Raw genomic sequence first — 23,965 nt, forward strand, 5'->3', positions numbered from 1 at the left:
CTTTTATTCATAACGTGAATATTGAGGTGAATTTTTTGAAGTGGATTTCAACTATTTCCAAAAAAAGATTGAGGCTAATCTTTACTGCTTTTATTCTTTTCGGAGTCATTGTTTTTTTAAGACTGTTTTATGTGCAAATTATTCAGCATGATAAACTCACGGAACTTGCCAAAACGAATTGGGATCGGGAAATTCCGTTTACTTCAGAGCGCGGAGAAATTACGGATCGAAACGGTAAACTTATTGTTACGAATGAATTAGCGCCAACACTTTATTTTATGCCAACACAGAATGATAATATTGAAGATGCTGCCAATCAGATTGCAGCGGTACTTAATTTGGATGCGAAAAAATTATACGAAAAAATGAATTCAAAAAGTTATCTCGTCAAACTTGCACCGGAAGCGAAAAATATTTCATACGAACAAGCCGTTAAAATTCAGGAATTGAAAATTGACGGACTATATAGTGGTGTGGACTATGACAGGAGTTATCCGTACGGAAATTTGCTATCTCGACTAGTCGGATTTACAGGGTATGATTCGCAGGGCCTTGCAGGAATTGAATATCAATATGATAAACTTTTGACTTCTAAAGATGCAGCGATCAAGTTGTTTACTGATGCAAAGGGGAAGGCATTACCTCATGTGAATGATGAATGGCGTGAAGGGAAGCAAGGAGCAACGGTAGGCTTAACAATTGATGTGGAAGTACAGAAAGTAATTGAACGAGAACTGTCTCAAGCTATGACAAAATATAATGCTAAACAGGCACTGGCAATTGCGATGAATCCTAAAACAGGGGAGATTTTAGCTCTTTCTTCATATCCTACATACGATCCTTCTAAGTTTGAAGAAGTAGAATCATCTATTTATAACCGGAACTTGCCGGTGTGGATGACATATGAGCCGGGGTCAACCTTTAAAATTATTACACTGAGTGCTGCCGTTGAAGAAAAGGTAGTGGATCTGGAAAAAGATACTTTTTTTGATAAAGGTTATACGATGGTGGAAGGAGTAAGACTTCGCTGTTGGAAACGTGAGGGTCATGGAGAGGAAACGTTTTTACAAGTGGTGGAAAATTCCTGTAACCCAGGATTTATCGAACTAGGACAGCGAGTAGGTGCTGAAAAGTTAATGAAGTACATTAAGGATTTTGGATTTGGTAAAACAACCGGTTCTAATATTGCCGGAGAAGCGTCAGGTATTTTATTTTCCGAAGAGGCATTTGGACCGGTCGAACATGCCACCACATCTTTTGGGCAAGGTATATCTGTGACGCCTATTCAACAAGTTCAAGCAGTTTCTGCAGCTGTAAATGGTGGAAAACTTTATACGCCATATGTTGTTTCAAAAGTATACAACCCGGAAAGTGGAGAAGTGGTTATAGAAAATAAGCCAACATTAAAACGCAATGTAATCAGTGAGGAAACTTCTAAGATAGTAAGAGATGCGCTGGAGTCTGTTGTAGCAAATGGGTCTGGGCGGGCTGCATATCGGGATGGACTTCGCATTGGCGGGAAAACGGGTACTGCCCAAAAAGTAGAAAACGGACGCTATAAGGATGGGGACTATATCGTATCATTTATAGGTTTTGCACCAGCAAATGATCCTGAAGTTGTCGTATATGTAGCGGTTGACAGTCCAAAAGGGGAAACAGTGTTCGGCAGTACAATTGTAGCGCCGATTGTTGGGCAGATTATTGAAGATATTGCACCTATTTTGGGGTTTGAAAAAGATCGTGAAGGCCAACTGGAAAAGCAATATCGCTGGGGTGATGAATTGACGGAGCGCGTACCTGATTTAGTAGGTGTATCTGTTAATGAAATTATGGAGATGGAATATCCTTATCAAATTGAAGTTCATGGAGAAGGCGAGACAGTAAAAGCGCAGTTGCCGGAGCCGGAAAGTGTATTAGAATTAGATGGTACTATTCACCTTTATTTAGAAAAATAATATCAAAATTGTTGAAGAACAACCATTTCCTCAAGAGCAAATGGTTGTTTTTTTGTACATTTTTTAATGTGCTATCATCTCGTGTGCAATCTCATGGCCATCCATATTTGAAGGGTAATAGGTTGGCCAATTCGATACTTCTTTTAATAAGGCTTCACGATCATCCCCCCAGTAGATGTGGTAATGCCCTGATTTTTGAGGTGCGATAATATGGTCACTGAACTGAACATAAGCCGGGACGCCTGTTTCATCGCCGATATGTTTGAAAATAAACCGGACCCCACGATTACCTTTTTCGTAGGTTAAAATTTCATAACCATCATATGCGTATTCTCCTTTATGCGCGTGACCATGATCATAAAATGTAATAAAGCGATCTTCAATGACAATACGGTCCGTAGTTGTCTTATAGCCAGTCTCATAATAAGATCTAATATCCTCAGATGTTTGGCTATCATCTTGGGAAGCCTTATGTTCAAATACTTCATCCAAAGTACCATCTTGCAAATAAGGGTAGACCGATTGCCAGTCGCCGCTCCAATCGCTTAATGGTCTGTCCTGTACTTCTTCGTCTTCAAAATAACCGTTATAAATTTTTTCCTGTTTCTCATTAGGTTCATGTTGATGATCATGCTCATGAGCCTTTTCTTCTGTTACATCATCCGCAGTTGCATTGACCTCTTCTTTAGAATTTTCAGCACAACCAACGAGGATAAAGCCAAATGCTAACATACTTATCCAATTTAATTTCCTTTTCATAACTTACCTCCTAAATAGTAACTGTTACGATTTATAATATTATATAGTTGAGCATTGCTTGTCAACACAAATCGTAATTATTACTATTTGTAGAGTTAATTCCAACTGAAAAACTTCCCGTGCCCGTCAGTATTTTCTAGTATTTTAATGGTCTTAGTTATACCAGTATCAATGCAATCCACATGCAAATTCTTATCATACATATTGTTGTAGACATGATAAATGCTTTGAATATGGCTTAGTTGCTGAAGCATTTCCAATAAGTCCTTTTTTAATGTAGCGGAAAACTGATTTGCGACATGTGTGTGGAAAATAATAATCTGGCTATTTTTAAGTTCATGAGTTTCAAATAGAGGGGGAATAAGACTTCTGAAATCCCCGGTCAGTAAAAGCTTTGAATATTGCCGGTGAATCGCCATTGCTTTCTCTAAATTTTCTTTCCGTATAATTTGTTCAGGCCAAATTAAACTTTTCAGCCATAAATATTCATCCGAATCTTGTAAATCAATGATATTTAGATCAATTCCAATGCGGTGTAAAATGTTCAACCTTTTCACAGAAGTTATAGGAGTACCATAGTTTTTCGCAATAAGAGTGAGGGGGCTAATTTCAGTGCCAAATGAAATCGGCGGTTCTTGTTCAATTTCATATCGATACCCGTCCAAATTAAGCAAAAGTCCTGCACTTGTACCGATTTCCAATAAGGTTAATGGAAGTTTCGCTTCTTCGGCGATGATCGAGAATATCGGGTAAAGATAGCTGGCCCGCTGTACTTCATTTGTTTGAACGGATTTTGTCTGAAACAACGGCAACAGTTCATCGGAATGCTGTGTACAGAAGCCGATGAGTAATTGAAAGCTTTCTTCCAGATTTATTTCAAAAGGATTTTCGAATATTTGTTGGAGAGGGGTTTCTTTTTTGGCTGCTAAATACTGCACAGATCCAAAAAATAAATTAGGCTTTGGCTGAATCTCCGGAATATGCATAATGAGATTTAATAGCTGGTCATTCGTCATAATCTTTTCACACCAATATTCGTAAAGCGGACTATTGTTTTTCGCTTCCTGTTTGGCAAAACGTCTAAAAGCTGCGACTAGTTGTTCCATTTGAAACACCTCATTTCTTGTATTACTTTCAGTGTATAATGGATTTAATATTAATTAAATTAATGAATTTTAATATAATTGATTAATAATATTAATAAGAAGGTGATGAACATGGATATAAAATGGCTGAAATCATTTATAGCGGTTGTTGAAGAAGGGAGCTTTCGAGCGGCGGCAGAAAAACTGTATATTTCCCAGCCGAGTATTACTGTACATATGAAGTTATTAGAGGAACATTTACAGGTTCAATTGTTTGACCGGGAACATACAAAGGTGAAGGTATCTGCAATAGGTGAAAAATATTATCCTATGGCCAAAAAACTTGTGGCTGAAATAGAAGCAAGTACGAAAGAAATTCACCTGGAATCTCTACATCCGGCTGTTCCATTAATAATTTCAGTTTCACCCGCTTTGCTTTATACGAATCTATTAGAGCGAATACATAATTTTATTGAAGTACATCAACAATACAATGTGGAAATTGTAATGGAAGATCAGATGCAGTTAGAGAGTGCAATAAAAGAACAGCGAATAGATTTGGCACTAGGTTTGCATAAATTCATTTCTAAAGAATTTCATTCGGAGCAAATTGACCGTTCTCCGTTGAGACTAGTATATTCTTCTAAATTTCAGCTTGCGGAAAAGGAGCTGGATTTACAGCTTAAGGCGCTATTTAATGAGCATCCGCTTTATATAGGTTATTTAAATGAACATACCCCGGTAGTTGAATGGTTAAATAATGAGTACAATATAAAGAAATTCAACAAAATAAATGATGTTATTTTTGCTATAAAATTGATTAAGGAAGGGTTAGGTATCGGGCTATTGCCTGAAAGTTTGATTTCACAGGAAATTGAAGCGGGTCTATTAAGGGTGGTGGATATAGGTCCGATTGGGACTATTAATCCAGTTGATCTTTATATGAGCCACTTAAGAAATTCTACTAAAATTATTCCTTTGACAAGTTTCATCCGAAACACTCAATAGATAATTGAGCAAAGGGGGAGCATAGTTAACTTATTAGAGGTGAAGCAAACACATTATTGCTTCACTTTTTTATTCAAATAAAGACACTGCTGTACGAAGGTCATTCTCATCCGTAATAAAAGCTATATTTTCGTACCCAATGTGAACTGCTTTTCTATAAAGACGTTCAGTTACATGTTGATCTTTTATATAAATCGTTACATAGGTGCTATCAACAATCAAAAGGGCGATTTCACACTGGCTATTAAGGAAATCATCATATGTAGCAATGTCCTGCACATGCGTTTTTTCTTTAAATGCTTTTAAGTCTGCAAAAATAACATAGTAGTCATTTGCAGCGATTTGGTTGTAGAGATCTTCACCTGTACATGTATAAGGTTGCGGGAACAATGCTGCTCCTAGCTCGTTATTTTCAATATAATATGCCTCTCCGTCACCTGATTTCCAAAAGTATTTTTTAATGTTGATATCTTCTAAAATGTCATATAAATAACGGCCGTATTCGTTCGGTATTTCAAAGGATAACCCTCTCATCGCTTCACCCACTCCTCCAGTACTTTACTTGTAAAATAAGGACCGTAGCTTTCCTCATGAGTAACGACATATGTCCATGTGAAGTTTTTATCTACTATATAAATATCTTCTTCCTCTAATAAATGATCAGCTTTTAATGATTCTGCGTGTTCAACATAAACTACTCTAGGCAAATGTTCATAAAAAATATAGCACTCGGTTTTTTTTAGTGAATTAAATGCTTCTTCGGCTTCAATCTGGCTCAGATGGGAAATCTTTTTGTAGCTGAACAGATGCCATAAGTATCCGCGAAAATGACGGTCTCCAATAAGGGAAATTCTTTCTTTTTCTTCCTGATGTAAATGGTAGGCGAACGCGTTTTCCCAACGCTTTCTAAAATATATACCCCAGTGAAGATTCTCTGTAAATTTCATGTTTTTTCTATTCAATCTTTTAATTAAATTGTCCATTTGCTGCTCCAATCTTTTTATTTTCTCATTATACTGATATTATGTTGGGTAATGATGAGATTTTATAAATTTTTACACTGGAAACATAAAAATGCTTTTAAATGCGCATAATAACCTGGTTATTCCGAAATAGCAATTTCATAAGAAAAAAGTTGATCTTTAATGGCAATATGCGGAAAACAATAATTTTAAAAAAATACTAGCCGATTTTCTGGACTAAGCATGGTACTATAGAAATGTGACGAATTTAAGGCGAAAAGATATAAATTGATATAAAGGGGTAGTAATATGACGATGTTTGACGAGAAAATTCAGGGATTGTTACAGCAATCGGCATTACAATACATAATTTATAAAGAAAATGAAGATACAGAACGAATTGAAAAGCTCCATTTATTTGCACGCAAGCTTTTGCAAAAGGAATTTGTTATCGGGTTTGCCGGTCACTTTTCTGCAGGTAAATCGAGTATGATCAATGCACTGTCGGGGGAAAACATTTTAGCGACAAGTCCAATTCCGACAAGTGCGAACATTGTTAAGGTGCATAAATCGGATGAAGATTTTGCCATTCTATATTTGCACAATGAAAAGCCGGTAAAATTTGAAGCTGGCTATGATATTAAACAAGTAAAAGAATTGAGTAAGAACGGTGAATTGGTATCACAAATTGAAATTGGACATAGTACATCAAGCTTACCTGAAGGGGTAACGGTGATGGATACTCCGGGTGTTGACTCAACAGACGATGCGCATGCGATGAGTACGGAATCAGCGCTGCATATTGCCGATATGGTGTTCTACACAATGGACTACAACCATGTACAGTCAGAACTGAATTTCCAATTTACGAAGCAATTGATGAAATACAATCCGAATGTATATTTAATCGTCAATCAAATCGACAAGCACCGTGAAGCTGAACTGTCATTTGAAGATTTTAAGCAATCAGTTCATAACTCATTTGCGGCTTGGGGTGTTTACCCGAAAAATATTTTCTTCACATCATTACGTGAAAAAGAGCTTCCGAACAACGATTTTGATCAAGTGAAGAAAATCGTTATGGATTCGATGAACGACTGGCAGGAACAATTGATTTCAACAGCAGAAAATACATTGACGAAGCTTCAGCATGAGCATGAAGCGTATTTGGAGGAAGAGAAGCAAGATCGCTTTAATACGTATGCTGAACTCGTTTCTGAAGATGACTGGCAGCATCGTGATGATATTTTAGAACAATATGAAAAACTGACGCGTCAAACAGAATTATTCTCATTTGATGTATTTGATAAGCAGTTCGATGAAAAACGTAAAGACTTACTTGCAAATGCTGCGATTATGCCGGCGGATGTTCGTGATAAACTACGTGCCTATTTAGAAAGTCAGCAAGAGGACTTTAAAGTTGGCGGACTGTTTACTGCGAAAAAGAAAACTGCAGAAGAGAAAGCGCGACGTCAGGAAGAAGCATATGCAAGCTTTAACCATGTTGTCCAATCTCAAATTACCGGTCATATAAAAGCATTGATGAAGCAAGCGTTAAAAGATGTCGGTGCATTGAATGACGAACGTGCCGCAAGCATCGACAAGAAGGAATTTAATTTCCCGTTCTCGATTATTGAAGATCAGGTGCAAAAGAGCGCGTTAATAACAGGAGATGCGGTATTAAACTTTGCGAATCGTGTTTCGGATGCGACAAAACGTTACTTTATTCAAACTACGGATGCATGGAAGCTAGAGCAAAAAGATACATTGGAACAGGTTGCGAGTGAAGCGGCAGCACCTGTTAAGCTTAAAATTAATGCAATGTCCGAAAAAGTGCATGCGCTTCAGCATATACTGCAAATTGAGAAATTCCAGGCTTTCAGCAATACATTAATGAAACAAGTTTCCAATGAAATTCGCGCGGAATCCAAAATTTATTTGGAAAACTGGAAGCGTGAACATGAGCAGGCATTGAAAGATATTCGTCCATTTGATGAATCGATGCTTCAGTTAAAGGATCAAGAAACAGAAATTGCTGCTGAACAAACGCAAGAAAAAGTGGGTTCAGGTTTGAATGTTGATAAAGTAACTGAAAAAGCATTGAAGACGGCGCATATTATTAAAGATGTTCAAGGCTTCAAAGAAGTGTCCAGCTTCTTGACGAAAAAAGTGGAACGTCTGCAAAAGCGCGACTTTACGATTGCCTTATTCGGTGCATTCAGTGCGGGTAAATCAAGTTTTTCAAATGCATTGATGGGTGAGCGCGTATTACCGGTATCACCAAACCCTACGACAGCAGCGATCAATAAAATCCGTCCTGTCACACCGGAACATCCGCATGAAACAGCCGATGTTCACCTGAAAAATGAAGCGCAGCTACTTGAAGATATTCAAGGTTCGTATGCAGCGATTGGCCTTCAAGTATCATCACTAAAAGAAGCGTATGATCGTGCAGAGGAAGGGCTGGCTGTTCCATTAACAGATGAGCGCCTGAATGTTCATAAATCATTTATCCGTGCGTATTCGGAAGGTTATGAAACATTCATCACAAAACTGGGAACGACATTACGTGTTAACCGCCATGATTTTGAAAAATACGTAGCGCAGGAAAACCGTTCTTGTTTCGTGGACAATATCGATTTCTACTTTGATTCACCACTAACGCGTATGGGTGTAACATTAGTAGATACGCCGGGTGCCGATTCGATCAACGCACGTCATACTGGTGTAGCGTTCGATTACATTCGTAATGCTGATGCCATTCTTTTCATTACGTACTTCAACCATGCATTTGCAAAAGCGGACCGTGAGTTCTTAATCCAGCTAGGACGTGTAAAAGATGCGTTTGAACTGGATAAAATGTTCTTTATCGTAAATGCGATTGACTTGGCTTCTACAATGGAAGAAGAGGAAGAGGTAAAAGGCTATGTTCGTTCAGAGCTACAACGCTTCGGTATCCGTTTCCCAAGACTGTACGGAGTATCGAGTTTACTGGCCTTAAAAGAAAAGCAGGATCAGCTTGAGCATCAGTCAGGTATGGCACCATTCGAAGATGCGTTCCATCACTTCCTGAATGATGAACTGATGGGAATTGCGGTACAGGCACTGCAAGAAGAAGTGGATAAAACAGAAGCACGTCTGAATGATTTAATTATACAAACTGAAGAAAACCTGAAACGTAAAGATGAGCGTCTTGAAGAATTGGCTCATTTGGAAAAGCTAGTGCGTTCCAAGTTCCAGACAACTCAGACAGCCATGCTTGAAAGTGAAACAAAGCAAGAACTGGATGAGCTGTTATACTATGTACTGCAACGTGTGTACTACCGCTATCCGGACTTCTACCGTGAAAGCTATAATCCGTCCACATTCGCGCAAATGCCTGCACAGCAAGCATTGCAAACAGCATTAAAAGAAGTGCTGCAGGCGTTAAGCTTTGACTTCGCCCAGGAATTGCGTGTAACGAATTTCCGTTTAGCGCAATTTGTTGAGAAGAAAATGAAGGAACTGTTTAAAGATGAGTCACGTGAATTAAAAGAACTGAACCCAAGCTTTGCATTTTTAAGCTATGAATCAAAAGAGCCGGAAATTTTAGATTTTACAGGTCCATTTACAGATTCGGCGCCATATGAAGGGGTGAAATCCTACTTTAAAAATGTGAAAGCATTCTTTGAAAAGAATGAAAAAGAGCAATTGCGCGATGCATTGGAGCAATTAACAAAACCAAATGCACAAAACTATCTGGATGCGGAAAAAGCCAAAATTATGGAGTGGGCGGGAAGCTACATCGCCATTGAGGCAGAAGGATTGCGCCAGCATATGCTTGAACAGGCAGTCGAGCAGATTGAAACAGAACGTTTATTACTTCAAGAAGAAAGTCGCTTAGCTGTTTGGAAAGATATTTACGCGCAACTACAAGCGTAAGGAGGATCTTTTTAATGACGAATATTTTTGTGACCGCAAATCGAATGGAAAGAACAGGTCGTTTGATCGATACAAGATTTGATATGAACAATTTAGAGTCAGGCAGAAAGATGTATGAAGAGGGCCATATTGAAGGAGCCGTATACTGGGATTTAAATACCGACCTGTCGGATTTAACGAAAGAAGAGGGCAGACATCCGCTTCCGGAAAAGAAGCAGCTTCAGGCTTTGTTTGAAAAGCATGGTTTAAATTACAATGATGCCATCTATATTTATGATCAAGGTGCTGCAGCTTTCGCAACTCGTGCATGGTGGATATTGCATTATGCTGGCTTCAAGCATGCCTATGTTGTAAATGGCGGTTTTGAGGCACTTAAGGAAGCTGGTTTCCCTGTAACGACAGAATTACCTGTATTTAAGGAGAGCAAGCTTGATTTACAGTGGAATGATGATATTTTAATAAAACGTCAGGATATTATGCATATTATTGAAGGTAAGCGAAAAGCGACAATAATTGATGCCCGCGCACCGGAACGTTACCGTGGTGAAACGGAACCGTTTGATAAAGTGGCAGGACATATTCCGACAGCTAAAAACTATGATTGGGAGCAGTTGCGTAATGGCTCAGAACTGGTGATTACGTCTTCTCTTCTCGAGCAAGTTCCAAAAGACGAGGAAGTAGTTGTCTATTGCGGATCAGGTGTTACTGCTACACCGGTCTATACAGTATTAAAAGAAGCAGGCTATCAAAATATAAAAATCTATATGGCAGGCTATAGTGATTGGGTAAATCATCACTCTGTCGAAAAATAGATTGGAACTGCTGAACAGGCCGTTATGTAAAATTAATTTTACATAGCGGCTTTTTTCGTACAGAAATTTAACGTAAGTATAGATCTGATTTCCAATATTTGTGATAAAGTGGTATTGTAGAAAAATAACGGCCAAAGGAGTGAGAAATGTGTTATTTAAGAAAAAAATAGAGCTGAGTGAAAAGAATGGAGTGAAAATGATTAATGGATCTGTTCAATTTCAAGCCGTTTATTTAAATGTTCATTGTTTTGAAGTGGACGGTATACTAATTGATACAGGTTCTGCCTCACTTCTTAAGCAGTTTAAGCCTTTTTTTGAACAGATGGACGTTGATCAGATTATGTTGACCCATTATCATGAAGATCACTCCGGAGGAGCGCATTTTTTGCAGAAAACATATAACTTGCCGATATTTATGCACCCGATCAACATTGAAGAATGTGCTAAGAAGGCAAGCTATCCTTTATATCGCAAACTGTTCTGGGGAGCAAGGCTGCCGTTTCTTGCACAGCCAGTCGGAGATGCTTTTTCATCAAGAACAGCTGACTGGAAAGTAATTGAAACGCCCGGACATACGGAAGACCATGTAGCGTATTTAAATGAATCGACAGGTCAGCTTTTTACAGGTGATCTTTACGTGACACCGAAAACAAAGGTCGTCTTGCGTGAAGAAAGTATTCCTCAAATTATCCGATCGCTGGAGAAAGTATTAACGTATGATTTTCTTGAAATATATTGTAATCATGCGGGATATATCGAAAACGGTAGAGAAGCTTTAATGCGAAAACTTCATTACTTAAAAGAGCTTAGCTATAAAATAGAAATGATGAACGAAGAGGGTTTAACAACTGACGAAATTACAGCGCAGCTTTTTAATAAAAAGTATCCGATTACAAAACTGTCTTTAGGTGAATGGGATGCAGCGCATATCGTATCTTCTGTCTTAAACAAGTAACTAATATATTTTCCGTCTAGTAAGTAGGAACTTACTAGTCTTTTTTTATTTAAAATTGAAACAGAAAAAATAACTATTACGAAACTTAAAATTTACATTAGCTTTACAATTAACATTGCTTAATAATGGGTATGGAAGAAGAAAAGTTAATATTTGTAGGGAATGCTGACAAAAAGGCTGATTAAAAGCATGAAATCAACAAATATCGGTTGATTTCAGAATATTTCATCAAAAAACGGCTAAAATTAACAGGATATGTTCATAAAGCTATGTTTCACAATTGTAAAGCTTTTGTAAATAACATAAATTAATGTTGAAGATATTGAAAAATCGGTGTTATGATTACCTAGGTTTTAATTTACAAACTTCATTTTTAGGAGGATTTTATTCGATGTTTAACTCTAAAAAACCGGATCCATTTTTTGAAGGATTATTAAATATTGCAAAAAATGTACAACAAGGTGCCAACTATGCAAAAGAATCGACAATTACTACAGTATCAGAACTAAAACAAATTCAAATTAAAATGAAATCCTATGAAACAGCAGGGGACAAGCTGATCCATGAATTAATCGTGAAATTAAACGATTCATTTATGACCCCAATTGAACGTGAAGATATTCTATCATTAGCCATCAAACTGGACGATATTCTGGATGGCATTGAAAATACAATTGCCCACTTTGAAATGTATTCATTTACAGAAGTAAATCAGTACATGCGTGACTTCGTAGACTATATTGCCAAATCATCTGATGAAGCAGTAAAGGCAATGGAGTTATTGAATAAAAAAGATTTAATCGGAATGCGTCAACATGCGATTCTGATCAAAGATTATGAGCGTGAATGTGATGAAATTTTCCGTAAATCCATTACTGAACTATTCCAGACTGAAAAAGATCCAATTCGCTTAATCATCTTTAAAGATTTATATGAGCAGTTAGAAGAAATTGCGGACTACTGCCAAAATGTAGCGAATACAATTGAATCAATTATTATGCGAAATGCATAATGAAGAAGGAGTAAATTATGGATACGTTATTAATCATTACCGTACTCGTTGTCATCTTTGCGCTGGCATTCGATTTTATTAACGGTTTCCATGATACAGCGAATGCGATCGCCACATCTGTTTCGACGCGTGCATTAAAACCTCGAGTTGCTGTTCTGTTAGCGGCATTTATGAACTTTATAGGTGCAATGACGTTCGTCGGTGTAGCAAAAGCTGTAGCATCTGGAATTGTGGATCCGTTCTCTTTAAACGCATTTGAAGGGGATACAACAGGATCTGTAGTAATTTTGGCGGCATTATGTTCTGCCATCACATGGAACTTATTAACTTGGTATTTCGGTATTCCATCAAGTTCTTCACATACATTAATCGGTTCAATTGCTGGTGCAGCAGTTGCATCTGCAGGTATGAATATTTTAAACTATGAAGGTTTCTTTAAAATTTTACAGGCGTTAATTATTTCGCCGATCTTAGCATTAACTCTTGGTTTTATCGTAATGAAATTATTCAAATTTATTTTCCACCGCTCACCATTGTATGGAACAACGAAAGCGTTCCGTTTGACGCAAATCGGTACAGCGGCATTACAATCGTTTACACATGGTACGAACGATGCCCAAAAAGCGATGGGTATTATAACAATGGCTTTAATCGCAGCAAACTGGCAATCAACGGATGAAGTACAAGATTGGGTACGTTTTGCGTGTGCGCTGGCGATGGGTCTTGGGACATCAGTAGGCGGATATAAAATCATTAAAACAGTCGGCGGTAAAATCATGAAAATCCGTCCGGTCAACGGGGTAGCGGCTGACTTAACTTCAGCTTCAATCATTTTTGGCGCAACAGTCATCGCACTACCGGTTTCGACAACACATGTAATTTCTTCTGCAATTATGGGTGTTGGTGCAGCACAACGTGTCAAAGGTGTTAAATGGGGCATGGCGCGTAAAATTGTGATTACGTGGTTTATCACATTGCCAATTTCCGCATTAATGGCCGGATTATTCTACTTCTTAATTAGCCTTATTTTCTAATTTTAAAACGGCGCTCAATAATTAATATTGAGCAGCCGTTTTTTTGTTGTTTGAGATGGGGCGGGGTGGGATAGGATGGGACTTTCTAATAAAGTTACGGGTTGTTCTAATAAAACTTGGGAAGTTCTAATATAACTTGAAAATTTCTAATATATCGCGGAACTTCTAATAAAGTGCACGATTGTTCTAATATGAGCGCCCGATCTTCAAATAAACTGTATGAAAGTTCTAAAATAGCATTCAACTCTTCTAATATCAGTCATAAATGTTCTAATATACTACGCCGCACAGTCGCCACAAAAACCGTAACACGAGTTTTACACTCTCCAGATCAATTCAAATAAGTCTGGAACAGCTCATGCACATTTTCTACAGGGATAAATAATCCGACTTTCCCGTGCCCCTCACGAGTTCCTGTTGCAAACACAACACCGATTACATGTCCATTTTCATTAATGACCGGGCTACCACTATTCCCGCGATAAACAGGTGCATCCATCATAATGATATCCGGCTGAATGTCAGCGGCAGTCGTATAGCCGATAATCGTTCCTTTATTGGCAATTCCGCTAAATGCAAGCGGATTTCCGATAAAATAGACGGGCTCGTTTTTACGGAAATCGCTCGCCCGGGCAAGTGGCAGGAACGGCAAGTTTTCCACATCCACTTTTAACAGTGCCAAATCATATTCCTCATATGATTCCATAACCTCTGCTTTATAAAGCGTGTCATCCGGAAAAACAACGGTAATTGTTAACGCATCCTCAATTACATGATCATTGGTTATTATGTAGCCATTTTCTGATACTGCAAATCCTGTCCCTTTTCCTGAGTCAGTATTAATTGTGACAACAGATTGTTTATATGTTTGAATATTTTCCTGATTTGATAGTTGTGTCGATACTTTTAAAAATTCGATGGCAGGAATGGAATACACATTGAAAATTACGGCAAACGTGCTAAAAGCTAATGTTAATGCCATCAGCCATACTACTATTCGAACAAATGGTTTTTGCTTTTTCGTTTTTTTCGGCTGTGGATTTAAACGTTCTTCTCGCTCTTTTGCAAGCGCCTTTTCCTGTTCTTCCAAAACAAGTTCCAAAAATTCTTCTTCTGTCAGTTCCTCAGTATTCGTTTTCTCTGTCATTGTGTTCCCTCCGATAAGTATAAGTGTAACAAAAGTACACGAAATTTGAGACAAAAAGTGCTAGTTCAAAATTTTTTTTGGAAGTTTGTGAAATGTTTCATATTACTAAATTGAAAATACTTCGTGCAATCCATCACATACTTTACCTTGATAAAGTGGGGTTTTAAAAATGACAGCCCTTACATTTATTATCTAAAAATAATAGATTGTGTTTAAAATCACAAAAGGAACAAGCGGTAGGTAAATGCTATGAACATTGTTATATCAACGTTTTTGTCTTATATCGAGCGATTTAAATGTTTTTTTAATGCTATCGTTGACAAAGTAAAAGTTAACGGTTAACATTCGTAATTACAAAGTAATTGAAAAATTAGAAGGGGATGGTAATTATGGATTTGATGAAAAAGTCGTTTGAAATGCACGAACACTTTGGCGGGAAAATGGAAATTCGTGCAAAGGTTCCGGTACAGGATAAATATGATTTAAGTTTAGCTTATTCTCCGGGTGTTGCTGCCCCTTGTCTTGCAATTGAACAGAATCCTTCAACAGTTTATGACTATACGATGAAAGGGAATCTAGTAGCGGTTATTACAGACGGAACCGCGGTTTTAGGGTTAGGGGATATTGGTCCGGAAGCTGCCTTACCGGTAATGGAAGGGAAAGCTTTATTATTAAAGCGCTTTGCAAATGTCGACGCCGTACCTGTATGCTTAAACACTAAAGACGTTGATGAAATTGTCAACATCGTAAAAGCAATTTCACCAACCTATGGGGCAATCAATTTGGAAGATATTTCAGCGCCGCGCTGTTTTGAAATTGAAGATCGACTGCGTGCTGAATGTTCAATCCCGGTATTTCATGATGACCAGCATGGGACGGCAATTGTCGTTGGAGCAGGTTTAATCAATGCGGTGAAACTGGTGAAAAAAGATGTGGCGAAAATGAAGGTTGTTATTAACGGAGCTGGGGCTGCAGGTATTGCAATTCTCCGTATTTTAGTTCAAATGGGTTACACAAATGTCGTAATGTGTGACACGAAGGGCATTATTTATGAAGGGCGTCCTGAAGGGATGAATCCGGTAAAAGAACAGGTTGCTCATTTATCGAATCCGGAGCAATTACGCGGTACTTTGGATGATGCATTAGTAGGGGCAGATGTGTTTATCGGGGTGTCTGCAGCAAATATTTTAATGGAAAAACATATTAAATCAATGGCTATAGATCCAATTGTCTTTGCTTTGGCAAATCCAGATCCTGAAATAACGCCGGAAAATGCAAAAAAGTGGGGCGTAAAAATTATTGGTACCGGTCGTTCAGACTATAAGAATCAAGTGAATAATATGCTTGCCTTCCCTGGAATTTTCCGTGGTGCACTTGATGTAAGAGCGACAGATATCAACGAATCGATGAAGCTGGCAGCGGTTGAAGCTATTGCATCGCTTGTAACAGAAGAAGAGCTGAATGAAGATTTTATTATACCAAGCTCGATGGATGAACGTGTTGCAGGTGTAGTTGCGAAAGCAGTCGGATCCGCAGCCATCGCATCAGGAGTTTCTGAATTGTTCCAGCAAGTAGATCTAATTAATACTTCGGTAGCCATTTAAAAAGGATGTGCCTGAAAGTAAATTCAGCACATCCTCTAAAAAGAGTGAAGACAACCAATCAGTGGGAATCAAAAACCTCCACTGATTGCAGTGTCACTTAAACTGTTTGAAGCTCTGCAGTCAGTTGCTCCAATTGTGTAATTAAATCACCGATAAATGCGATTGTGTCACGCAATGGCTGTTCAGTCGTAATGTCGACACCTGCCATTTGTGCAAGTTCTACAGGTGTTTTCGTACCGCCTGCTTTTAATACATCGATCCATTGTTCAACAGCTGCTTCGTCACCGTTTAAAATACGTTGTGAAACTTGTGTTGAAATAGTTAAACCTGCAGAGTACGTATATGGATATAAGCCCATATAGTAATGCGGCTGACGCATCCAAGTCAATTCTGCACCTTCAGTTACTTCAACTGCATCTCCCCAGAATTGCTCAAGCACTTCACGTTTTAACTCATTCAGTTTCGGTGCGTTGACGCTTCCGCCTGCATCGATAATTTCGTACACTTTGCGTTGGTAAGCTGCCTCAAGTAAATGTGTTACAAAATTATGGTAGTACGTACGGCTAATGATAGTTGAGATGACCCAACGTTTAAAGCGCGCATCCGTAGAATTTTTTAATAAGTGGTTTGCCATAAGCATTTCATTCATTGTCGATGGAGCTTCAATGAAGTAAAGTGATGGTCTAGCGTTGAAAATGTTTTGCTCATCATTTGCCAAATAGAAATGACCTGCATGGCCAAGTTCATGGGCTAAAACGAATACTTCATTCATTCGGCTCGTCCATGAAATCAATACATACGGGTGCACACCATATGGGCTTGAACAGAATGCGCCAGTTGATTTTCCTGCATTTTGTGCAAAATCAATCCATCGCTCGTCAAAAGAACGATCGATCATATTCGTATAATGCTCGCCCATAATAGATAATCCGTCTTTCATATATTGGCGAGATTCTTCCACCGTAATAGTTGGCTCATATGAAGGGTCCAGCGAAATTTTAAGGTCCGCAAACGTCATTTTGTCTAACTGATGTGTTTTTTGCAGCAGTTTTGCATAGCGACGCATATGTGGTGCAAGTTCATTCATAATTAAATCAATTTGGCGGTTATACATTGAGCGGTCAACTTGCTGTGATTCTAATAATGAATCGAAGATATTGTCGTAGCCGCGAAGGTCTGCATCCGTTTTTTCAATCGCCAAGTGTGAATTATATGTTTTGGCAGTCGTATGCTGATAGTCACGTAGTTTTTTTGAAAAAGCTTCAAATGCAGCGCGACGTTTATTCGTGTCCGTTTCAAGCTCCCAATCGCCTTCAAACAAGTTGTAGCTAAGCGGGAATGATTCACCATCTACTTCAAAGTTAGGGAACTGCATATCTACCAATTTTGTCGTATTGTACAGTTCATATGGCGCGTTAAATGTTGCACCGAATGCTGCCAGCGCTTTTTCCGCCTCAGGATGTAATTGATGCGGTTTTTGTACAAGCAGTTTATCAATAAAATTAGCGTATTCCGGTTTAGCTTTTTGTGCTTCTTTTAAAACAGCTTCGTCCAATGCTAGTAAATCACTTTTAACAAAGGATAGCTTTGTAGCAAGTTTTGCTGCAAATGAACCAAAGCTTGCGGCACGCATCTGATTTTCAGTGCTCGTTTGGTCAACGCTATGTGAAAGGCTCGCATATGTGCCGATTACAACCATTTTCTCCTGAATCTTTTCCGTTGCTTCAATTGCATTAATCGCGCCTTGTACATCAGTAATTGTCCCCGCAAGCCCCTCTGCAGTTTCCTCTACAAGTTGTCTTACTTCTTCGATTGCAGCTGTGTAGGCTTGTTCTGTAGCAAATAAATCTTCCAAATTCCAAGTTTCTTCAACCGGTACATCACTACGATTCAACATTGACATAAGTAGCCTCCTAATATTACGATATTCGAAATAAATAATACCATATTTCTGAAAATTTAGGAAGTAGTGAAAATTTGGTTGACAAATATTTTTAATATTATATAGAAGACATATAGTAAAATAGAGAAGCGATGGAAATAGAGAAAGAGTGTGATGATATGCAAGAAGTTAAGGATTGTAGTCTAATACTTGAAGGCGGGACATTTCGAACAGTTTTTACAGCTGGAGTTTTGGATGCTCTAATGGAAGAACAAATAAAGATGCCGTATATTGCGGCGATTTCGGCAGGTGCCATCAACGCGGTATCCTATATGTCAAATCAGCCTGAACGAACGATGCGTGTTTTAACGACATACCGCAATGATCCGCGCTATATGGGAATGCGGAATTTTTTAAAGGAAAAAAGCCTGTTCGGATTGGATTTTGCCTATAATATTGTGCCAAATCAGCTGGATTTATTTGATTGGGATGCGTATTATAATTACCCGGGTGAGGTGGAGTTCGGGTTAACGAATGCATATACCGGAAAAGTGGAGTATAAAAGTGCGCATACGATGACAAAAACATGTGATATTTTGCAGGCAACATGTGCAATTCCTGTACTGTTCCCTGAGATTAAAATTGACAATGTTCCATATTATGATGGGGGATTATCCGATTCGATTCCAATTAAACGTGCGATTGAAAAAGGATATAATAAGCATTTACTGATTTTGACGAGGGAACCGGGCTATATAAAAAGTGCCTCAAAAACGAATCAGTGGGCGACGAAGCTTTTTCAAAAACGCTATCCAAGACTCGCGGCTGCAATGAGACATCGTGCGGATATGTATAATGAAACAATGCAATATATTGCTCAAAAAGAGATAGATCAGGAAGCGTTTATTTTTAAACCGGACCGTGCAATAAAAAGTTTTGAAAGCAAAGTCGATCAAATGAAAGCCAATTATGAGGTCGGCTATGAACAGGCACAAAAGCAAATGCCTGAGTTGAAGGCATTTTTGGGCATTATATAAAGATAAAGCATAATACTGCGATAGTTTAATATAGAATATACTTGCAAAAACGAGTGGAATTATATTAAAATAAAGCTAAGAACATTAAATTAAATAAAAAGTGCAAGACAAGGTGGAGCCATAGTCAACTATGGCACCGCCTTGTCTTTTTTGCATTGAAAGGGGAAATTTATGTTTATTTTACAAATTGTGCTAGTATTATTTGCAACAAAACTCGCCGGACATCTTGCTGCGAGAATTGGGCAACCATCTGTACTTGGAAAAATAATCGTAGGTATTATTCTAGGGCCTGCGCTGCTCGGTTGGGTTCACGATACTGAACTTTTAACCGTATTCAGTCAAATAGGTGTTTTACTGTTAATGTTTTTAGCGGGTCTTGAAACCGACCTGCAGGAAATGAATAGAAACAAAAAAGCGGCAATCTATGTTGCGTTAGGTGGTATTCTCCTGCCTATTATTTTAGGTTATGCAGGGTCGCAATATTACGGATTATCTGTAGGGGAATCCATTTTTATTGGATTATTACTTTCTGCTACATCTGTCAGTATTTCGGTACAGGCATTAAGGGAGCTTGGTTGGCTGAATAGTAAAGAAGGGTCAACATTACTTGGAGCTGCGGTATTGGATGATATTGTAGTAGTAATTTTAATCGCGATTGCGATGAGTTTCTTTGCCGGTTCAGACACGAATATCGGAGTATTAATCGGTAAGAAAGTATTATTCTTCGCTATACTGATTGTGCTTGCTAAATGGTTTATTCCACACTTTATAAGAATATTTAAGAAATTTAGAGTTACTGAATCAATATTGAGTGCGGGCTTGATTATTTGTTTTGGTTTATCATATTTTGCGGAATTTCTAGGTATCGCCGGTATTATTGGTGCTTTCTTTGCCGGGATTGCGATTGCACAAACAGAATTTAAAGATGAAATTGAGCATAAGGTTGAGCCGATTGCATATGGGATTTTTGTTCCATTCTTCTTTGTCAGTATCGGATTAGCCGTTTCATTCGATGGAATTGGAGATCAAATTGGGTTTATAATCGTATTTTCAATTATTGCGGTTGTATCCAAATTCATTGGTTCAGGGTTAGGTGCGAAATTAGCTGGTTTCAATACGAAATCATCAATGGGCGTCGGTGCTGGAATGGTCTCCCGAGGCGAGGTTGCACTAATATTAGCTGCAATGGGACTTGAAGGAGGGCTTCTTCCGGGTAATTATTATACGTCGATTATTATCGTAATTATTGTAACAACAATTGTGACACCGCCTCTGTTAAAAGCAATTTTCGGGAAGAGAATAGTCGTTTAAATTGAATGATTTAGATTAGAAAAGATAGGCGCATTTTCATGAGCCTATCTTTTCTTACGCTTTTTTTACTTTAATCCGATGGTATAGAGACATAAACAATGTAATGAAAGTTACAAAGACGGTTGCACCAATAACTGCAGCGGCTGCAATTTGTACTGCTTTTAAATCGGATTCCATTATTGCGAAAAATGCGACAACGACTGCAACAGCGGGCAGCAGCTTTGTAAGTATTACAAGCCCATTTTTATTTTCGGCTTTCCATTGGTTCCCGTATGAAGTCAGTGCAGTCCACAGTAACGGTATCGTAAGTACTGTCAGTAAAAGGGCTAAACTAAAGAAGAGTGTGTGTATGCTGCCAGTTGTTTGTACTGAAATCAACCAAGAAATGATTGTACCTGGAACAAGTGCCATCATAGCAAGTTTCAGTGGCTTTGTTTGGTTTTTATATTTTTCAATTGTTGTATGGCGATCCGTGTAAATTGGCTTCGTATCGGATGCAGCACGAAAAAGATGGATATCACCTGAGGAATCCACAAGTGACCAGCCGACATCTTTAAAGAGCTCAAAGTATTCTTCAGAATCATTATCCAGTGTACGATAATCAATACTGTATATATAATCGGCACTTTCGCCTTGCTCGAGCGTATAGCCTAAAAATGAAAATTTACGGACGTGCCAACCTTCAGATGAAAGTTTTCGCAGTTTCTCCATATCTCTTTGTTCTGAAAAGGCTAATCCACCAGACATCATATACTTCGTTTTACTCATCCTTTTTCCCCCAGTCCTTTTTCAGCTAACTGAATCATCAGCTTTCGAATTTTTAAATCTTCTGCTAAAACATTTTTGCCTTTTTGCGTCAGTAAGTACACTTTGCGCCTTGAATCGGAATCGTCGTATAAATAAATCCATTCGTTTTGTAAAAGCTTTTTTATAATCGTATACATGGAAGCCGGACCGATTGAAATAATGCCGTTTGATGTTTCTTCAATTAAATTCATAATGGCGTATCCGTGTTGAGGCGTCGTTAATGCTGCCATAATATGAAACATGGAATCGGTCAATTGTTCATTGTTTTTCACTATGTCACCTCCTGATATATCATTAAGTGATATATATGTCTAAAAACAATATATCACTTTGTGATATACATGTAAACTGAATTATCGAATAATTCAGCGAGGAAAATAAGACGCGAAAATAAAAAACCTGCTCAATTTAAAACTGAGCAGGCGAATAATTCTATTTATTGTTAAGTTTTGTAATTGTAATATTCAACCACCCAAAAATAATTGTGATGACAGGACTTAACAGACAAAAGAAAGCGAATGGTAAATAGTCAATGACAGGAACATTCAATGTTGAAGCAATGAACAGACCGCATACACTCCAAGGAACGATCGGGTTGATGACAGTACCTGCATCTTCAATTGTACGGGCCAAATTTTTCGGATGAAGTTGTAATGCTTTGAATTTTTCTTTAAACGCTTCTCCTGTTAATAACAGCGATAAATACTGCTCACCAATCGTTACATTAATACCGATTGCGGTAAAAGCGGTTCCCGTAATTACCGAACCGATTGATTTCAGCTGGTTTTGAAGCGCCTGCAGCAATGTCTGGATAATGCCGAGTGTAAAGAGCAATCCGCCCATTGAAAGGGACAGGACAATCAAAATAATCGTAAACAGCATACTGTTCATTCCACCTCGTGACAGCAATGAATCAATTGCTTCGACTCCGGTCTCCATTGAATAGCCGTTATATAAAATACTGAACAGTTCGTTCAATGGAATTGAGCTGTGGAAGTACGATAGCACAATACCTGAAATAGCACTAATCGCCAATGTAGCAAGGCTTGGCAATTTAAAAATCGTGCAGACAATCAGAACGATGAGTGGAATAACCGCATACCAATGAATTAAATTCGTCGCAAGCAGTGTTTCTTTAAAGCTTGTAATAAGCTCCGTGTCCATTTTCTGACTGCTTGGAGAAATTATAGCATAGACAATGAGTGAAATGATGAATGCAGGTATTGTAGTGTACATCATATTTCTAATATGCGTAAATAAATCGATGCCGGCAACGGTCGCAGCCAAGTTTGTCGTATCGGACAACGGGGACATTTTATCCCCAAAAAAGGCACCGGAAACAATTGCTCCTGCTGTAATTGCAAGTGAAGCATCTATAGAACTCGCAACCCCCAGCATCGCAACACCAACTGTTGCAACGGTAGTAAGCGAGCTGCCGATCGCTGTGCCGATAATGCTTGTAATAAGGAAGACAACCGCATAAAAAAAGCTCGCAGTAATGATTGAGAGACCTATATACAGTAGTGTAGGTATTGTCCCGCTTATTAACCAACTGCTGATTAAAACACCGATCAACAGAAAAATATAAACTGCGCCGATACTTGTTGAAACAGAAGCGATCATACTTTGCTCCATGATTCGGTACGGTACTTTTCGCAGAACACCATACATGAACAGGACAATTATAGCTATGAAAATCGGAATATGTGGCACACTGCCTAGTTTCATAATGCTATAGGAGATAAGTGCAATAATAAATAAAATTAAAATAAGAGCTTCAATAAAATGTGGTTTTAAATGTTGTTTTGCATTCATGATGACTAGACCTCGCTATTTAGTTTCACGCTTCAACGCGTTGAAGTACAAAAGTAAGTGTAGCATTTTATTTAAAAAAAGGGAAGGGGGTAAAATAAAAGGACATACCGGATAGTCCGGAATGTCCCTGTAATAGTTGATGAAAGGCATTTAGAAATTGAAATTATTCAGCAAGCATAATCTTTTCTAAATGTAATGGTTCAATATATGTATCGCCTTTGTATGCACGCATATTACCGCCTGAAATTTCATCAATGAGTAAAATTTCGCCTGTTTTTGCATCGCGGCCAAATTCCAATTTAATATCATAAAGCGTTAATCCTTTTTTCTCTAACTCTGCGGCAACGAACTTTGAAATTTCGATTGTGCGTTGTTTCAAAATTGCATATTCCTCATGAGTTAAAATACCAAGCATTGAAAGCGCATCTTCTGAAATAGGAGGATCCAGGCGTTCATCATCCTTAATCGTTACTTCAACAAATGAATCCAAATCCTGACCTTCTGTTGCATAAGCACCATAGCGGCGTAAAAAAGATCCGACTGCTTTAAAACGGCAAATAACTTCCAAACCTTTACCGAAAACAGTTGCTGGTTTAACCGTCATTGTCGCTTCATCAAAATTTGCCTCAACATAATGTGTCGGTACATTTAATGCGTTTAATTTAGAATAAAAGAAAGAAGTTAGTTTCAATCCGGCAAGGCCAGCACCATCAATTGTTAAACCGACTGTGTTTGCACCTGGATCAAAAACCCCGTTTTCTCCAGTTACGTCATCTTTAAATTTCAGTAAATATAGTTCGTTTTCAAGTTTAAATACATCTTTTGTTTTACCTGTATACATTAATTCCATGTGAGATAC

General features: G+C 38.2%; 20 protein-coding genes. 10 read left to right on the forward strand and 10 right to left on the reverse strand.

Translation table 11 applies throughout. The features are described from left to right. The first annotated feature begins 35 nt into the window (after window positions 1–35). Window positions 36–1,955 carry a penicillin-binding transpeptidase domain-containing protein gene (locus B5473_RS13390; protein ID WP_079525956.1) on the forward strand — a complete coding sequence of 640 codons (1,920 nt, stop codon included), beginning with the start codon at window positions 36–38 and terminating at the stop codon, window positions 1,953–1,955. A 63-nt stretch (window positions 1,956–2,018) separates the two neighbouring features. Here B5473_RS13390 and B5473_RS13395 read toward each other — a convergent pair whose 3' ends face one another. Beyond that, the gene (locus B5473_RS13395) at window positions 2,019–2,687 is read right to left on the reverse strand and encodes a ZinT family metal-binding protein (protein ID WP_439848478.1); all 669 of its coding nucleotides are present in this window, start codon (window positions 2,685–2,687) and stop codon (window positions 2,019–2,021) included. 122 nt (window positions 2,688–2,809) lie between these two features. Continuing rightward, window positions 2,810–3,820: a DUF2332 domain-containing protein gene (locus B5473_RS13400; RefSeq protein WP_079525960.1), complete on the reverse strand. Its 1,011-nt coding sequence runs from the start codon at window positions 3,818–3,820 to the stop codon at window positions 2,810–2,812. Between the two features lie 111 nt (window positions 3,821–3,931). Between B5473_RS13400 and B5473_RS13405 the strand changes: the two genes are divergently transcribed. Next, on the forward strand, window positions 3,932–4,807 hold the full coding sequence (locus B5473_RS13405) for a LysR family transcriptional regulator (protein ID WP_079525962.1): 876 nt from the start codon (window positions 3,932–3,934) through the stop codon (window positions 4,805–4,807). Between the two features lie 69 nt (window positions 4,808–4,876). On the opposite strand, the gene B5473_RS13410 is transcribed toward B5473_RS13405, so the two are convergent. Together B5473_RS13410 and B5473_RS13415 are read right to left on the reverse strand one after the other, a co-directional pair. Continuing rightward, the gene (locus B5473_RS13410) at window positions 4,877–5,341 is read right to left on the reverse strand and encodes a DUF2691 family protein (protein ID WP_079525964.1); all 465 of its coding nucleotides are present in this window, start codon (window positions 5,339–5,341) and stop codon (window positions 4,877–4,879) included. Next, window positions 5,338–5,790: a DUF4275 family protein gene (locus B5473_RS13415; protein WP_079525966.1), complete on the reverse strand. Its 453-nt coding sequence runs from the start codon at window positions 5,788–5,790 to the stop codon at window positions 5,338–5,340. The genes B5473_RS13410 and B5473_RS13415 overlap by 4 nt, the downstream gene beginning before the upstream one ends. A gap of 288 nt (window positions 5,791–6,078) precedes the next feature. Between B5473_RS13415 and B5473_RS13420 the strand changes: the two genes are divergently transcribed. The 5 genes from B5473_RS13420 (at window position 6,079) to B5473_RS13440 (ending at window position 13,503) form a co-directional block, all read left to right on the forward strand. Beyond that, the gene (locus B5473_RS13420; protein ID WP_079525968.1) at window positions 6,079–9,690 is read left to right on the forward strand and encodes a dynamin family protein; all 3,612 of its coding nucleotides are present in this window, start codon (window positions 6,079–6,081) and stop codon (window positions 9,688–9,690) included. A 14-nt stretch (window positions 9,691–9,704) separates the two neighbouring features. Further along, window positions 9,705–10,502, forward strand: coding sequence for a sulfurtransferase (locus B5473_RS13425; protein ID WP_079525970.1), 798 nt, complete (start codon window positions 9,705–9,707; stop codon window positions 10,500–10,502). Window positions 10,503–10,650: 148 nt separating this feature from the next. Beyond that, window positions 10,651–11,457 (forward strand): MBL fold metallo-hydrolase, encoded by an 807-nt coding sequence (locus B5473_RS13430; protein WP_079525972.1) that lies wholly within the window; start codon window positions 10,651–10,653, stop codon window positions 11,455–11,457. Window positions 11,458–11,848: 391 nt separating this feature from the next. After that, entirely contained in the window at window positions 11,849–12,469 is a 621-nt protein-coding gene (locus B5473_RS13435; protein ID WP_079525974.1) for a DUF47 domain-containing protein, read from the forward strand. A 17-nt stretch (window positions 12,470–12,486) separates the two neighbouring features. After that, window positions 12,487–13,503, forward strand: coding sequence for an inorganic phosphate transporter (locus B5473_RS13440; RefSeq protein WP_079525976.1), 1,017 nt, complete (start codon window positions 12,487–12,489; stop codon window positions 13,501–13,503). A gap of 331 nt (window positions 13,504–13,834) precedes the next feature. On the opposite strand, the gene B5473_RS13445 is transcribed toward B5473_RS13440, so the two are convergent. After that, complete coding sequence (locus B5473_RS13445; protein ID WP_079525978.1) at window positions 13,835–14,650, reverse strand: S1C family serine protease; 816 nt, start codon at window positions 14,648–14,650, stop codon at window positions 13,835–13,837. Between the two features lie 389 nt (window positions 14,651–15,039). Here B5473_RS13445 and B5473_RS13450 point away from each other — a divergent pair, with 389 nt between their 5' ends. Further along, window positions 15,040–16,254 (forward strand): NAD(P)-dependent malic enzyme, encoded by a 1,215-nt coding sequence (locus B5473_RS13450; protein WP_079525980.1) that lies wholly within the window; start codon window positions 15,040–15,042, stop codon window positions 16,252–16,254. 97 nt (window positions 16,255–16,351) lie between these two features. Here B5473_RS13450 and pepF read toward each other — a convergent pair whose 3' ends face one another. Then, window positions 16,352–18,157 (reverse strand): oligoendopeptidase F, encoded by a 1,806-nt coding sequence (pepF, locus tag B5473_RS13455; RefSeq protein WP_079525982.1) that lies wholly within the window; start codon window positions 18,155–18,157, stop codon window positions 16,352–16,354. A 158-nt stretch (window positions 18,158–18,315) separates the two neighbouring features. Between pepF and B5473_RS13460 the strand changes: the two genes are divergently transcribed. Together B5473_RS13460 and B5473_RS13465 are read left to right on the forward strand one after the other, a co-directional pair. After that, window positions 18,316–19,173 carry a patatin-like phospholipase family protein gene (locus tag B5473_RS13460; RefSeq protein ID WP_079525984.1) on the forward strand — a complete coding sequence of 286 codons (858 nt, stop codon included), beginning with the start codon at window positions 18,316–18,318 and terminating at the stop codon, window positions 19,171–19,173. A gap of 171 nt (window positions 19,174–19,344) precedes the next feature. Further along, on the forward strand, window positions 19,345–20,484 hold the full coding sequence (locus tag B5473_RS13465; RefSeq protein ID WP_079525987.1) for a cation:proton antiporter: 1,140 nt from the start codon (window positions 19,345–19,347) through the stop codon (window positions 20,482–20,484). 54 nt (window positions 20,485–20,538) lie between these two features. Here B5473_RS13465 and B5473_RS13470 read toward each other — a convergent pair whose 3' ends face one another. The 4 genes from B5473_RS13470 to B5473_RS13485 form a co-directional block, all read right to left on the reverse strand. Next, the gene (locus B5473_RS13470; RefSeq protein ID WP_079525989.1) at window positions 20,539–21,252 is read right to left on the reverse strand and encodes a DUF2812 domain-containing protein; all 714 of its coding nucleotides are present in this window, start codon (window positions 21,250–21,252) and stop codon (window positions 20,539–20,541) included. Then, on the reverse strand, window positions 21,249–21,563 hold the full coding sequence (locus tag B5473_RS13475) for a PadR family transcriptional regulator (RefSeq protein WP_079525991.1): 315 nt from the start codon (window positions 21,561–21,563) through the stop codon (window positions 21,249–21,251). The genes B5473_RS13470 and B5473_RS13475 overlap by 4 nt, the downstream gene beginning before the upstream one ends. 160 nt (window positions 21,564–21,723) lie before the next feature. Continuing rightward, the gene (nhaC, locus tag B5473_RS13480) at window positions 21,724–23,106 is read right to left on the reverse strand and encodes a Na+/H+ antiporter NhaC (protein WP_079525993.1); all 1,383 of its coding nucleotides are present in this window, start codon (window positions 23,104–23,106) and stop codon (window positions 21,724–21,726) included. A gap of 163 nt (window positions 23,107–23,269) precedes the next feature. After that, window positions 23,270–23,956 (reverse strand): phosphoribosylaminoimidazolesuccinocarboxamide synthase, encoded by a 687-nt coding sequence (locus B5473_RS13485; protein WP_079525995.1) that lies wholly within the window; start codon window positions 23,954–23,956, stop codon window positions 23,270–23,272. Between the last annotated feature and the right edge of the window lie 9 nt (window positions 23,957–23,965).

Source organism: Solibacillus isronensis, assembly GCF_900168685.1.
Lineage (GTDB): Bacteria > Bacillota > Bacilli > Bacillales_A > Planococcaceae > Solibacillus > Solibacillus isronensis_A.

Coding starts and splice junctions, on each gene's coding strand:
- B5473_RS13395 (WP_439848478.1), bottom strand. CDS start 2,687: ATGTTAGCATTTGGCTTTATCCTCGTTGGTTGTGCTGAAAATTCTAAA.
- B5473_RS13400 (WP_079525960.1), bottom strand. CDS start 3,820: ATGGAACAACTAGTCGCAGCTTTTAGACGTTTTGCCAAACAGGAAGCG.
- B5473_RS13405 (WP_079525962.1), top strand. CDS start 3,932: ATGGATATAAAATGGCTGAAATCATTTATAGCGGTTGTTGAAGAAGGG.
- B5473_RS13410 (WP_079525964.1), bottom strand. CDS start 5,341: ATGAGAGGGTTATCCTTTGAAATACCGAACGAATACGGCCGTTATTTA.
- B5473_RS13415 (WP_079525966.1), bottom strand. CDS start 5,790: ATGGACAATTTAATTAAAAGATTGAATAGAAAAAACATGAAATTTACA.
- B5473_RS13420 (WP_079525968.1), top strand. CDS start 6,079: ATGACGATGTTTGACGAGAAAATTCAGGGATTGTTACAGCAATCGGCA.
- B5473_RS13425 (WP_079525970.1), top strand. CDS start 9,705: ATGACGAATATTTTTGTGACCGCAAATCGAATGGAAAGAACAGGTCGT.
- B5473_RS13435 (WP_079525974.1), top strand. CDS start 11,849: ATGTTTAACTCTAAAAAACCGGATCCATTTTTTGAAGGATTATTAAAT.
- B5473_RS13440 (WP_079525976.1), top strand. CDS start 12,487: ATGGATACGTTATTAATCATTACCGTACTCGTTGTCATCTTTGCGCTG.
- B5473_RS13445 (WP_079525978.1), bottom strand. CDS start 14,650: ATGACAGAGAAAACGAATACTGAGGAACTGACAGAAGAAGAATTTTTG.
- B5473_RS13450 (WP_079525980.1), top strand. CDS start 15,040: ATGGATTTGATGAAAAAGTCGTTTGAAATGCACGAACACTTTGGCGGG.
- pepF (WP_079525982.1), bottom strand. CDS start 18,157: ATGTCAATGTTGAATCGTAGTGATGTACCGGTTGAAGAAACTTGGAAT.
- B5473_RS13460 (WP_079525984.1), top strand. CDS start 18,316: ATGCAAGAAGTTAAGGATTGTAGTCTAATACTTGAAGGCGGGACATTT.
- B5473_RS13465 (WP_079525987.1), top strand. CDS start 19,345: ATGTTTATTTTACAAATTGTGCTAGTATTATTTGCAACAAAACTCGCC.
- B5473_RS13470 (WP_079525989.1), bottom strand. CDS start 21,252: ATGAGTAAAACGAAGTATATGATGTCTGGTGGATTAGCCTTTTCAGAA.
- nhaC (WP_079525993.1), bottom strand. CDS start 23,106: ATGAATGCAAAACAACATTTAAAACCACATTTTATTGAAGCTCTTATT.
- B5473_RS13485 (WP_079525995.1), bottom strand. CDS start 23,956: ATGGAATTAATGTATACAGGTAAAACAAAAGATGTATTTAAACTTGAA.